Annotated in this window: 12 protein-coding genes; 6 read left to right on the forward strand and 6 right to left on the reverse strand. The window is 66.1% G+C overall.

The annotated features are described in order from the left end of the window. The first annotated feature begins 25 nt into the window (after positions 1-25). Positions 26-1,822, forward strand: a complete 1,797-nt coding sequence (gene sppA, locus H0P51_RS05260) for a signal peptide peptidase SppA (protein ID WP_180916953.1) — start codon at positions 26-28, stop codon at positions 1,820-1,822. 10 nt (positions 1,823-1,832) lie between these two features. Here sppA and H0P51_RS05265 read toward each other — a convergent pair whose 3' ends face one another. Then, positions 1,833-2,744, reverse strand: a complete 912-nt coding sequence (locus H0P51_RS05265; RefSeq protein ID WP_180916954.1) for a class I SAM-dependent methyltransferase — start codon at positions 2,742-2,744, stop codon at positions 1,833-1,835. Between the two features lie 10 nt (positions 2,745-2,754). After that, positions 2,755-3,717, reverse strand: coding sequence for a class I SAM-dependent methyltransferase (locus tag H0P51_RS05270; RefSeq protein ID WP_180916955.1), 963 nt, complete (start codon positions 3,715-3,717; stop codon positions 2,755-2,757). A gap of 105 nt (positions 3,718-3,822) precedes the next feature. Here H0P51_RS05270 and H0P51_RS05275 point away from each other — a divergent pair, with 105 nt between their 5' ends. Both H0P51_RS05275 and H0P51_RS05280 read left to right on the forward strand, forming a co-directional pair. Then, entirely contained in the window at positions 3,823-4,608 is a 786-nt protein-coding gene (locus H0P51_RS05275; protein ID WP_180916956.1) for an SDR family NAD(P)-dependent oxidoreductase, read from the forward strand. Further along, on the forward strand, positions 4,605-5,837 hold the full coding sequence (locus tag H0P51_RS05280; protein WP_180916957.1) for a zinc-dependent alcohol dehydrogenase: 1,233 nt from the start codon (positions 4,605-4,607) through the stop codon (positions 5,835-5,837). The genes H0P51_RS05275 and H0P51_RS05280 overlap by 4 nt, the downstream gene beginning before the upstream one ends. A 30-nt stretch (positions 5,838-5,867) precedes the next feature. On the opposite strand, the gene H0P51_RS05285 is transcribed toward H0P51_RS05280, so the two are convergent. Continuing rightward, positions 5,868-6,524 (reverse strand): class I SAM-dependent methyltransferase, encoded by a 657-nt coding sequence (locus tag H0P51_RS05285; RefSeq protein ID WP_425488963.1) that lies wholly within the window; start codon positions 6,522-6,524, stop codon positions 5,868-5,870. A gap of 74 nt (positions 6,525-6,598) precedes the next feature. Here H0P51_RS05285 and H0P51_RS05290 point away from each other — a divergent pair, with 74 nt between their 5' ends. The 3 genes from H0P51_RS05290 to H0P51_RS05300 are packed head-to-tail and all read left to right on the forward strand — an operon-like array spanning position 6,599 to position 9,281. Then, positions 6,599-7,477: a helix-turn-helix transcriptional regulator gene (locus tag H0P51_RS05290; protein WP_180916959.1), complete on the forward strand. Its 879-nt coding sequence runs from the start codon at positions 6,599-6,601 to the stop codon at positions 7,475-7,477. A gap of 32 nt (positions 7,478-7,509) precedes the next feature. Beyond that, complete coding sequence (locus H0P51_RS05295) at positions 7,510-8,058, forward strand: TetR/AcrR family transcriptional regulator (protein WP_180916960.1); 549 nt, start codon at positions 7,510-7,512, stop codon at positions 8,056-8,058. Beyond that, a complete protein-coding gene (locus H0P51_RS05300; RefSeq protein ID WP_180916961.1) occupies positions 8,055-9,281 on the forward strand; it encodes a cytochrome P450 in 1,227 nt (408 codons plus the stop codon). The genes H0P51_RS05295 and H0P51_RS05300 overlap by 4 nt, the downstream gene beginning before the upstream one ends. Here H0P51_RS05300 and H0P51_RS05305 read toward each other — a convergent pair. From H0P51_RS05305 to H0P51_RS05315, 3 genes are all read right to left on the reverse strand, one after another. Next, positions 9,278-10,192, reverse strand: a complete 915-nt coding sequence (locus H0P51_RS05305) for an MBL fold metallo-hydrolase (RefSeq protein WP_180916962.1) — start codon at positions 10,190-10,192, stop codon at positions 9,278-9,280. The two genes, H0P51_RS05300 and H0P51_RS05305, sit on opposite strands and share 4 nt — an antisense overlap. Positions 10,193-10,302: 110 nt before the next feature. Next, positions 10,303-10,956 carry an L-fuculose-phosphate aldolase gene (locus tag H0P51_RS05310; RefSeq protein WP_180916963.1) on the reverse strand — a complete coding sequence of 218 codons (654 nt, stop codon included), beginning with the start codon at positions 10,954-10,956 and terminating at the stop codon, positions 10,303-10,305. After that, positions 10,953-11,933, reverse strand: coding sequence for an NAD(P)-dependent oxidoreductase (locus H0P51_RS05315; protein ID WP_180916964.1), 981 nt, complete (start codon positions 11,931-11,933; stop codon positions 10,953-10,955). The genes H0P51_RS05310 and H0P51_RS05315 overlap by 4 nt, the downstream gene beginning before the upstream one ends. Between the last annotated feature and the right edge of the window lie 2 nt (positions 11,934-11,935).

Consider the following 11,935-nt stretch of genomic DNA (forward strand, 5'->3'; position numbering starts at 1 on the left):
CGGCGCGGATCGGTAGGCTTCAGGGATGTTCGCCTTTTTGCCCAGCCTGCCCGGCTTCGACGATGTGCGGGCCCTGGCCGACCGCCTCGACACCGCGCGTCACCATGGCATTCCCAACGGCTGCGTACTTGAATTCAGCCTGCGCGGCATACCGCCGGAGACCACGGGCTTCGATCCGATCGCCCTCGTCACCGGCGGCGGCCGGCAGTTGTCATTAGCTACGGCGGTCGCGGCGATCCATCGTGCCGCCGAGGATCCGCGGGTCGCCGGGCTGATCGCCCGCGTACAACTGGGACCGTCGCCGATCGGCGCGGTCCAGGAGTTGCGGGATGCGGTCGTTGCGTTCAGCGCGGTCAAGCCGTCCCTGGCCTGGGCTGAAACCTATCCCGGCACGCTGTCCTATTACCTGGCTTCGGCTTTCCGTGAAGTCTGGATGCAGCCCGCCGGTGAGGTCGGATTGATCGGGTTCGCGGCTAACGCCATGTTCTTGCGCGACGCGCTCGACAAAGTGGGGATCGAGGCCCAGTTTGTCGCGCGTGGCGAATACAAGTCTGCGGCAAACCTTTTCACCGAGGACGGTTTCACCGAAGCGCATCGCGAGGCGGTGACTCGGATGCTGGAAAGCTTGCAGGCCCAGGTGTGGAAGGCAGTCGGCGAATCGCGCGGCATCGAGGCCGGTGTGCTCGACGACTTGGCCGATCGGGCCCCGCTGCTGCGTGACGATGCGCTGGCAGCTGGCCTGCTCGACCGGGTCGGGTTCCGCGACGAGGCCTACGCGCACATGGCGGAATTAGTTGGCGCACCGAGAAATTCGGCATCTGACGGAATCGATGACCCAGATCGCAATCCGCCGCGATTGTATCTGGCGCGCTACGCGGGTGCGGCCCGTTCGCGGCTGGCGCCGGCGACACCGTCACTGCCCGGCCGCCGGCCCAAGCCAACGATCGCCGTGGTCAGCGTCACGGGCGCCATCGTCAACGGCCGCGGTGGGCCGCAGGGCCTTCCGTTCGGGCCGTCGAACGCCGGCGGCGACACGATTGCCGCGGCGCTACGGGAGGTGGCCGCCGACGATTCGGTGTCGGCGATCGTGCTGCGGGTGGACAGTCCCGGCGGCTCGGTAACCGCATCGGAGACGATCTGGCGCGAGGTGAAGCGGGTCCGGGAGCGCGGCAAGCCGGTGGTGGCGTCGATGGCATCGGTCGCTGCCTCTGGTGGCTACTACATCTCGATGGTCGCTGACGCGATCGTCGCGAATCCCGGTACCATCACCGGTTCCATCGGCGTGATCACCGGCAAGCTGGTGGTGCGCGATCTCAAGGACCGGTTGGGCGTCGTTTCCGAAACGGTCCGCACCAACGCCAATGCCGATGCCTGGTCCGTCGACGCTCCGTTCACCCCGGAGCAGCGGGCTCATCGGGAGGCCGAAGTGGACCTGACCTACGCCGACTTCGTTGAGCGTGTTGCGCAGGGCCGCAACCTGTCGCCCGAGGAGGTGGATCTGGTTGCGCGCGGTCGGGTTTGGACCGGAGCCGATGCGCTTGAGCGCGGTCTGATCGACGAACTCGGCGGTTTTCGCGCCGCAGTTCGCCGCGCGAAGGTGCTGGCCGGGCTGGAGCCGGAGGCCGAGGTGCGCGTCGTGCATTACCCGGGTTCGTCGCTGCTGGACATGCTGCGGCCGCGCGCGTCGTCGCAGCCGGCGGCCGCTACGCTGCCCGAGGCCGTCGGCGCGCTACTCACCCGTTCGGTCGCCGGGATCGTCGAGAATCTGGAGCAGGCAATGAGCGGGTCAAGTGTGCTGTGGGTGGGCCAGACCCGCTTCTGACGCTTCGCCGTTAGGCCAGCCGACCGCTGATGAAGATGATCTCGCCGAGCGGATCGTTGTCCTCGGGGTTGGGGGCGTGCAAGCCGTGTCGTTCGAACAGTTCGGTGCGCGTCACCCCCTCGACATCCCAACCCTTGCCGCGCAGGTAGTCGACAACATGGTTGCGCGCACCCGAGTACACCAGTGACGCCATGTCGATGTCGACGCCGTGGTCGCGGAATCCGCCGGACATCTCGCGGACCTTGTCCGCATCGAAATCGACTATGCCAGGCACGAATTCGGTAGCCACGGTGCTTCCGGGCGTGCTGAGCGCGGTGATGTTGTCGAACAGCCGGTCCTGGGCGTCCGGGGGCAGGTAGATCAGCAGTCCCTCGGCCAGCCAGGCCGTCGGCTGTGTCGGGTCCAGGCCGGCTTTCCTCAACGCCGTCGGCCAGTCCCCGCGCAGGTCGATCGCCACGGTGCGCCGGGTCGCGGTGGGCTCGGCGCCGAGGCCGGCCAGCGTGGTCGTCTTGAACTCGATCACCGCAGGTTGATCGATTTCGTACACCACCGTTCCGGCCGGCCAAGGCAACCGGTAGGCCCGCGCGTCCAACCCGGATGCCAGGATCACCACCTGCCGCACCCCGGCCTCAGTAGCTTCGGCGAAGTAATCGTCAAAGTACTTGGTGCGCACGCCCATTCCATCGATCATCGCCTGCACTCGTTCAGGCGTGATGTTCTCGAACGACTCGGGATCGAGCTCACCGTCCATCATCTTGGTGAAGAAATCGACCCCGACCGCACGTACCAGCGGTTCGGCAAACGGGTCGTCGATCAGCCCGTCCGGGGCGTTGGTAACCATCGCCCGCCCGGCCGCGACCATGGTCGCGGTGGCACCAACGCTGGACGCGAGATCCCAATTGTCGTCGTGAGCGCGTGGCATGGCCGTCCTATCAGTTCTCTGAGTGGTTGGGGTCCAGGGTGCCAGTGATGTAGACCATCTCAACTTTGGGTGCATCCTCCTCTTCGACGGCCGGTCCCAGACCGTTTGCGGCCCGAAGCTCGGGAAGCGGCACGGTATCCACCTGCCACCCGCGTTCGGCGAGGTAAGCTGCGGCTTCGTTGCGTTCACCGAGGTAGATCAGGTTGCTCATGTCCAGGTCGAAGCCGTGTGCGCGCCACCGCTCGGAGGTCTTCTGCATGTGTTGCTTGAGTTGCTCCTCGTTGGCAAGCTCGTTCCCGCGCATGCTCTCGGTGGCCAGCCGGCTGCCCGGGGCGCTGAGCTCGGTGATGGTGTCCAGCAGCCGGTCCTGGGCCTCCGGCGGCAGGTAGCCTAAGAGACCCTCGGCGCTCCAAGCCGTGGGCTTGTCGGAGTCGAATCCTGCTTCCCGCAATGCAGTCGGCCAGTCGTCACGCAGATCGACAGCGACCGCGAATCGGGCGGCGCTGGGCGTGGCGCCCAGTTCGGCCAGGGTGCGCGACTTGAACTCGATCACCTGCGGCTGATCGATTTCGTACACCACGGTGCCGGTCGGCCACGGCAGCCGGTAGGCCCGCGCGTCGAGTCCCGACGCCAGGATCACCGCTTGCTGGATACCCGCTTCGGTAGCGGTCAGGAAAAATTCATCGAAGAACTTGGTGCGCACCGCCATGTTCTCGGCCACATTGGCCACCCCGGCGAACGGGCGCTGCGGGTCGTTATCCAGCTCGGCAACGGTCATCTGTCCGGTCGCCAGACGGGTGAGCAGGTCCACGCCGACCGCCTGCACCAGGGGTTCGGCGAAAGGGTCTTCGATCAGCGGGTTTTCCGCCCGGGTCGCCATCGCGCGGCCGGCGGCGACCATGGTTGCGGTTACCCCGACGCTGGACGCCAGATCCCAGGTGTCGCCGTCGTGCCGTGCACTCTTCGATGTCATGGCAAGCCTCATTCCGAAGTCGCAGGTTGATACTTAGCCAATATAACAAATATCTTGCGCTCCGATTTGGCCCCGCCGACGTCACCGAAGCGGCACTCTTGAGCCATGGCTGACCCGACATCGTCCGTCGCGGGCAAACGGGTGCTCGTTACGGGGGCGTCCTCCGGGGTGGGCGCGGCCTTGGCCCGCGCGCTGGCCGCCCGAGGAGCGGTGGTGGGCCTGGTCGCCCGACGGGAGGATCGACTGGCCGAGGTGCTGGCCGACTGCCGAGCCAGATCGCCCAGATCGATCATGTGGGTGGCCGACCTTTCCGAAAGCCTCACCGCCAGCCGGTTGGGCCTACAGGCCTGGCACGCGATGGGCGGCATCGACATCCTGGTGAACAATGCCGCAATCCCGTTGCGACGTGCGGTGACCGCACTGCGGCCCGACGACGTCGAGCGTGTTATGCAGGTCAACTTCGTTGCCCCGATGCGGCTGGGTCTGGCCCTGTTGCCACGAATGCTGGCGCGGCACTCCGGCCTGATCGTGAACGTGTCCAGCGTCGCGGGGCGGCTCGGCATCAAGGGTGAATCTGCCTACTGCGCCAGCAAATTCGCCCTCTGTGGTTGGAGTGAGACGATGGCAATCGACCTGGCGGGCAGTGGCGTCTCGGTGAAGCTGATCGAACTCGGGCCGGTGGACACCGAGATCTGGGACCAGCCGGACAACGACGAAGCTTATTACCGTGGGCCCAAGATCGCGGCCGCCGAGGCCGCTGCCGGCATCATCGAGGCCATGGGTAGCGATCGTTTCGAACACTACGTGCCCGATCTGAAAGCGGTGATCGATGCCAAGAACGCCGATCTCGACGCATTCATCGCCGGCGCGGCGCGCATGACACGGCCATGAAAGCCCTCGTCTACGGCGTGCCGCCCGAGCGGTTCGAGGTTCCTGACGACGCCGATCCGCTGGTGGGCAATCTAGCCCGGACGCCGACAGCGCTGCGCGAGATTCCCGATCCCGTTCTGCTGCGCGGTGATTGGGTGATCACCCGGCCGCGGCTGACCGGAATTTGCGGGTCTGATTCTAAACAGATTTTGCTGGATTTCGGAGCAGGCGACGCCGACAACGCGATGTCCGCGTTCTGCTCCTTTCCGCAGGTGATGGGACACGAAGTGGTTGCCGACGTGGTCAAGCTGGGTCCCGCGGCCCGGGGGCTTGAGGTTGGGCAGCGGGTGGTTCTTAACCCGTGGCTGTCCTGCGGGCCGCGAGGTATCGAGACACTCTGTCCCGCTTGTGAAGACGGCGACTACAGCCTTTGCTTCAGCTTCACCGACGGCGAAATCAAGGCCGGCATCCACACCGGGGTGTCGGCCGACGTGACCGGCGGCTATGCCGAACTGATGCCAGCCCATGACAGCATGCTGTTCCCGGTGCCCGATTCGATTCCCGACGAGCAGGCGGTGTTCGCCGACCCGTTCTCAGTGTCGTTGCACGCGATAACCCGGCATCCGCCGCCTCGCTCCGGCCGGGTGCTGGTCTACGGGGCCGGGTCACTCGGATTGTGCGCGGTCGCGATCCTGCGGGCGCTCTATCCTGAGGTGGCGGTGGGCGTCATTGCCCGATTCCCGGCCCAAGCGCAGCTCGCCGCCCAGTTCGGAGCCACCAAAGTCGTTGCGCACGAGCCGCGTTCGGCTGTCATCGAAGAACTATCCGGCTGGGGTGGCGGGCGGTTGCGTCAACCGTTGCTGGGCTTGCCGATGGCGCATCCCGGTGCCGTCGACGTGGTGTACGACACCGTCGGCAAGCCAGAGACATTGGAAGTCGCAGTACGGCTGCTGACCGCTCGCGGGACTTTGGTGAAAGCCGGCGTGCACGCGCCCGGCCGGTGGGAGTGGAGTCCGCTGTACTTCAAGGAGATCAGCTGGGTCGGCTCCAACGCCTTCGGTATCGAGGAGGTCGACGGGCGCCGCAGACATGCCATCGAGCACTATCTCGAACTGGTCTTGGACAGAGGAATCGATCTGCGTCCCATGCTGACTCACACATTTCGGCTCGAGCAGTGGCGCGATGCGTTTCTGGCAATAGCCGACCAGGGCCGGCGCGGTGCGGTGAAGGTCGCCATCGATCAGCGCTAAACGCGGATCGGCGGGAGCTTTGCACGCGGATCAACTCGGACGGGTGGCCTGGTAGAAAGTGAGCTGACCTAGTAGCCGGTGTGGCTGTGCGGCGAGCTGAGTGCAGTCGAACCCGACCTTGCGCAGCAGTCGCGGAATCGCGTCGCCGAGATTGCCGGCAGCGTGCTGGTTGCGTTTCATCAATCGCGCCAGTAACCCACCGTGGTCCGCCGCGTCCCCGCCGATATCGACCAGGTGCAATCTGCCGCCGGGCCGCAGCACCCGGAAAGCCTCCTCGGCCGCCGCGGCTTTCGCCTCCTCGTCGAGATGATGGAACATCATCGACGAAAGCACCCGATCGAACTCGCCGTCGCCATAGGGGAGTCGCTGGGCATAGGCCTGTTCGAAGAGGATCCCGCTCAGCCCGCTGGCCTTTCGTCGGGCAAGGGCCAGCGCCCGCGGGTCCGGGTCGCATCCGACCGCATCGATACCCCGACGAGCCCGCTTGGCGCCGATCGTCACATTTCCGGTGCCACAGCCGATGTCCAGTACGCGCATGCCGTCGGTGAGCTCGGCCTGCGCGATCAGTTTCGGGTACACAGAACGCACGCCCATCACCCGAGAGATCAGATCGTATGCAGGGAGCAGGGCGTCGTGGCCCGCCGCCGGCAGATAGTCGCGGGTCTGGTGTGGATGATTTTTCGTCACGTATCCCATGATCTGTTTGTGCAGCGCCCTGTGATTGGGTGATCATTGCCAAAAATAGGACTATCTTTGGCAAGGTGACCTCACCTGCTCGGTTGGCGCGGTATCGCGGTGGCGTGCCCGTCTATCAGTATCGGACGGGCCCCGAAACGCCACCGGTATCGGTGGCGCGGCGTGGTGACCTCGTCGTGCGCGAACGCCACATCCACGATTTTCCGGCGCTCTGGTACGTACCCGCGGCGGGCCAGGTGTACGTTGCTGCGGCGGGCGAGGTTCTCGACCCCCGCGAAGTCCTTCCCCCGGACCAGGGAGTCGCGATCTTCTTCGACCCGGCCGCACTCGGCGAGGATGCACGGTCGCCCTGGCCCACCTGGCAATCGCACCCACTGCTCTTCCCGTTTCTGCACGGACGCTCGGGTGGGGTCCTGCGCCTGGATGTGCCAGCGGCTCGACAAGTTTTGTGGGACAACGCGATTAGTTCAATCGAGTCCGAACTGGGTGCGCGGCAGCAGGGCCATCACCAGGCCGCCCTGGCGCATCTGACATTGCTGCTGATAGACCTCGCCCGGCTCGCCGGCGACGTCGTGGCCGACTTGCGGCGCAGCGGCGAGCCGCTACTCGCCGAAGTGTTCGCGGTGATTGACCGCCGTCTGGGTGAACGCCTGTCGCTGCGCGACGTGGCGAGTGAAGTCGGCATGACCCCCGGGCACCTCACCACCGTGGTGCGCCGGCGTACCGGCCGCACCGTGCAGGACTGGATCATCGAGCGGCGCATGGCGCAGGCGCGGGATCTGCTGGCCTCGACCGATCTGCCCGTCGGCGAGGTGGCCAGGCGAGTGGGCATCTGCGATCCGGGATACTTCAGCCGGCTGTTCAGTCGGACGCACCGCGCCACGCCCCGGCAGTGGCGGGCCGGTCAGCGGGACATTGACAAGCCAACTCGAACGTTGTTCTAATCAGAACGCTGTTCGAAACGGCGGAGGAACCCATGGACAATGCCGCACCGGTGCTGCGTTACGGCGCGCTGGACCGAGCGCATCTGACAAAACACCTGTGGCAGCTGGCCAAACGTGTCGGTGTCAACCGGGTAACAATGCGCGAGTTGGCCGCCGCGGCGGGTACTCGGCCGTCGTCGGTTTACTACCACATCCGCGACAAGAGCGAACTGCTCGACCTGCTGATCGAATCCGTGCTCGCCCAGATCGAGGTGCCAGGCCCGGGTGACTGGGCATCCCGGTTGGTCGCGCTCTACAGCAACGCGTGGCAGGTGCTCGTCGAGGTGCCCGGAATCGCGGGCCTTCTCTTGGAGCATCCGCACACCGCCGCCGCAACCGAGATGGACCGGGCGTCCCGCACCATCCTGCACGAATCCGGTTTACCGGCAGAGCATTTCGAGTCAGCCCACGCGACCCTGTACATCCATCTGCTGGGCTCGGTGCAGCTCGAGCACATCGCCGGATCCGCCGCCCGCGGGCCGGACGCATTCGGGTACGGGCTGCGGCTGATCCTCAATGGTCTGCGTGGGGAGATCAAATGACCGACACCACGATCGACCTTGCCCAACCGGGATTGTGGGCCGCACGGTTTCCCGACGACCTATTCGCCGAACTGCGAACTCACCAGCCGGTGTTTCACCAGCGACTCACCGACGACGTGAAATCCGCTGTCGGCCGCGAGTTCTGGGTCTGCACGAAGCATACCGACGTGGCCCGGGTGCATCGCGATTACGAGTCGTTCACGGCGACCCGGGGCCCGCTGATCCAGGACATGCCCCTGTTCGACCTCTACCCAGCCATCGTCAGCCTGGACCCGCCCGATCACACCGTGCGCCGCAGGGTGATCACCCGGGCGTTCACACCGCGCGCGGTCGCCAAGCTCGAAGACGGAATTCGGGCCCGGGCCAAGTCGATGGCCAGCGCTTTGCTGGATGCCGGTGGCGGCGAGTTCGTCGATTTGGCAGCGGGACTGCCGATCTCGGTGATCGGTGACATCGTCGGCATCCCGGAGCCGGACCGGCCACATGTCTTCGAGCTGATCGACAAGGTGCTCAAGACCGCGGGGGGAGGGCTGTCCATTCCTGGCGGCGACGATCTGATGCCGTTCATGGAGTTGTTCCAGTACGCCAGCGAGTTGACCGCCCAGAAGCGGGAACATCCCGTCGACGACATCTGGAGCGCGCTGTGCACCACCGAGATCACCGCCGAGTCGGGGGAACGCTTCCTGCTGCCGTCCAACGAGCTGGAAATCTTCTTCTTCATCCTGGGGTTGGCCGGTGCCGACACCACGCGAAATGCGTTGTGCGACGGGATCAGAGCCTTCGTCGCCAACCCTGAGCAGATCGAGGCGTACCGGTCGGACCCACAGGCCCGGCCTACCGCCGTGGAGGAGGTGGTCCGCTATTCCACACCGATCATGTTCTGGGTACGCGGCGCCACCAGAGACGTCACCCTGGGCGACACCCTGATCCCCGCGGGTGCGCGGGTCGTTACCATGCTGCGCTCAGCCAACCGTGACGAAGACGTCTTCACCGATCCGTACACCTTCGACATCCGTCGCGAGCCCAACCCGCACCAGTCCTTCGGTGGCGGCGGCGCCCACCACTGCCTGGGGGCGATGCTGGCCCGCGCCGAGGTCAGGGCTGCACTCGACGAAATATTGTTGAACACCAATGAGATCGAGATCGGGGAGCCGAAGCTGTTGCTACCGAACATGGCCAACAACATGACCGTGTACGAATCGCTGCCGGTACGGCTGAGTTAGAGGCGCGCGAAGTCCAGCCAGCTCTCGACCTCGAACCCGTTCTCGGCAGTACGCAGGGTCGCGCCCCCGCGGCCTGGGTAGTGCGCGGGGACCACCACCGCGCCGGCCCTGGTGGCCTCGGCGAAGATGCGACGACGGCTGACAGCCGCGGCATCGGCGTTCACGTCGAAAGCGCAGGCGTCGTTGGGCCGGCGCACCTGCACCGGGCTGTGGGTGAGGTCGCCGACGAAGATGGCGGGCCGGCCGGCCTCCAGCCACAGTACCGACGAGCCCGGGGTGTGCCCGGGTGCCGGCCGCAGCCGCAGCGACGGGCTGATCTGGTAGTCATCAGACCATTGGACGATCTGCTGGTCGACGGGCAGCACGCTGTCTTCGAACACCAGGCGGTTGCCGCGCTGCGCCAACGCTTCTTCCTCGCTGCGCGGCCGTTGCTGCGCCGCCCGCCCGTCAGGATGGAAGTGGCGGTAGTCGGGCGCCGGTACCAGGTATGCGGCATTGGGAAAGGTGGGAATCCAAGAGCCGTTGTCCAGCATGGTGTTCCACCCGACATGGTCGGAGTGCACGTGCGTGTTCACCACCACGTCAACCGCGTGGCGGTCGACCCCGGCGGCCCGTAACGCGGTGAGGAAGCCCGTGTCGAGGTGATCCAGCGGCGGCATGTGCGGGCGGTCGCGGTCGTTGCCGACCCCCGTGTCCACCACGACCGTGAGCCCGTCAACCTCGATGACCCAGCTCTGGACAGCGATATGCCACTGGTCGGTGCGCGGGTCGAAGAAATCCGGCACCAGCAGGTCGGCGTTGTCGTGCCACCCCGACGGCGGCGTGTCCGGGAAAGTGCGGGTGGGCAGGTCGAAGCGCAGTTCCACCACCCGGGTGACCGTGGCGCGGCCCAGACCGATCCGATCCGTCAAACTCCTCAGCACTCCTCGCTGTGAATGTGCATCGTGCGACGCGCTGTTGGCGTGTCGTGTCGCAGGATTCGCAGTCGGCGAATGGGACTGGCCACGGCGGGTCAGGGTGACTAAGTGTTGGCCCGCAAGTAGCTGTAGACCCCGGCGAAGTTGCGGTTCACTTCCTCTGGAACAGCTACCGGTCCACCCAGAGCCCTTGCCCCCCAAGCAATTTGGGCAGTACGTTCGACCAGGGCAGTGATGTGCAGCACCTTGTCGGGCCGCGGTCCCACGGCCACCAGACCGTGGTTGGCAACCAGCGCAGCCCCACGACCCTCCAGCGCCCTGACCGCGTTGGTGCCGACATCGGGTGTGCCGGAGGCGGCGTAGTCGGCGCAGCGCACGTCGCCGCCGCAGTACACGGCAAACTCGTCAATACAGGCGGGGATCGGCTGATGCGCCACGGCGAACATGGTTGCCCACACCGGATGGCTGTGGATGACGCTGCCGATGTCGTCGAAGGCCTGGAAACATGCCAGATGCAATGCCATCTCGGTGGACGGCATGCGGCCGTCCTTGGCTTGCAGCACAGCACCTTCCGGGTCGACCAGCACCAGGTCGTCGAGGTCCATGTCGGCATAGTCGACCGACGACGGCGTGATTACCAGGTTGCCGTCCGGACGGCGGGCCGAGATGTTGCCGGCCGTGCCTTCGACCAAACCGCGGCGCAACATGTCCTTGGCGGCCGCCAGCACAGCCCGTTCGGCGTTCTCAACAGATTTCATGAGCCCAGCACCTCCGGGTTGACGATATGTGCGGGTGTGGCACCGGACAGTAGCGCCTCCAGATCATCGGCAACCATCTGCGCCTGCCTGGCCTCAGTGTCCCAGGTGGCTCCGCCGATATGCGGGGTCAGTACCACGTTCGGCATGGTCGTCAGCGGATGGTCGGTCGGCAGCCACTCGCCGGCGAAGTGGTCCAGCCCGGCCGCGGCAACCTTGCCGCTGCGCAGGGCGTCAACCAGTGCATCGGTGTCATGCAGCTGGGCGCGTGCGCTGTTGAGGAAGACGACGCCGTCGCGCATCGCGGCGAACTGCGCGGCGCCGATCATCCCGGCGGTGTCGTCGGTGACCGGTGCATGCAGCGAGACCACCTCGGCCTCGGCCAGCAACTCCTCGAGGCTGTGGTTTGCCTCGTCGCTGTACGGGTCATAAGCGATGACCTGTAGCCCCAGCCCCTCCAGCCGCCACCGGGTGGCCCGGCCGACCGCGCCCAGACCCACCAGCCCGGCCGTACGCCCGGCGATCTCCCAGCCGCGGAACCGTTGATAGGGGATGGTGCCGTCACGAAACATGTTGCCGCTGCGTACATCCGCGTCCGCGGTCAACAGGTGCCGGGTGGCGGCCAGCAGCAACGCCACCGTCATCTCGGCGACCGCGTCGGCGTTGCGGGCGGGAGCGTTGAGCACCGGAATGCCGGCCGCGGTGGCGCCGGAGATGTCGACATTGTTGGGATCGCCGCGGGTGGAAGCGATTGCGCGCAGACCCAGGCGCAACACCGGACCTTCCACCGAATCACTCTCCACCACAACGACGTCAGCCGCTTCGGCCGTGATCCGCTCGGCCAGCTGCTCGGCGCTGTAGATCCGCAGCGGGGTTGCCTCGATCCAGGGGTCGTACACCACGTCGGCAAGTTGACGGAGTTTGTCGAACCCAGGTCCGCGCAGTGGGGCGGTCACCAAGGCACGTGGTCGAGAGGTCACGT

Origin of the sequence: Mycobacterium vicinigordonae, from assembly GCF_013466425.1 — a bacterium.
Classification (GTDB): Bacteria; Actinomycetota; Actinomycetes; order Mycobacteriales; family Mycobacteriaceae; genus Mycobacterium; species Mycobacterium vicinigordonae.

Coding starts and splice junctions, on each gene's coding strand:
- sppA (WP_180916953.1), top strand. CDS start 26: ATGTTCGCCTTTTTGCCCAGCCTGCCCGGCTTCGACGATGTGCGGGCC.
- H0P51_RS05265 (WP_180916954.1), bottom strand. CDS start 2,744: ATGCCACGCGCTCACGACGACAATTGGGATCTCGCGTCCAGCGTTGGT.
- H0P51_RS05270 (WP_180916955.1), bottom strand. CDS start 3,717: ATGACATCGAAGAGTGCACGGCACGACGGCGACACCTGGGATCTGGCG.
- H0P51_RS05275 (WP_180916956.1), top strand. CDS start 3,823: ATGGCTGACCCGACATCGTCCGTCGCGGGCAAACGGGTGCTCGTTACG.
- H0P51_RS05280 (WP_180916957.1), top strand. CDS start 4,605: ATGAAAGCCCTCGTCTACGGCGTGCCGCCCGAGCGGTTCGAGGTTCCT.
- H0P51_RS05295 (WP_180916960.1), top strand. CDS start 7,510: ATGGACAATGCCGCACCGGTGCTGCGTTACGGCGCGCTGGACCGAGCG.
- H0P51_RS05300 (WP_180916961.1), top strand. CDS start 8,055: ATGACCGACACCACGATCGACCTTGCCCAACCGGGATTGTGGGCCGCA.
- H0P51_RS05310 (WP_180916963.1), bottom strand. CDS start 10,956: ATGAAATCTGTTGAGAACGCCGAACGGGCTGTGCTGGCGGCCGCCAAG.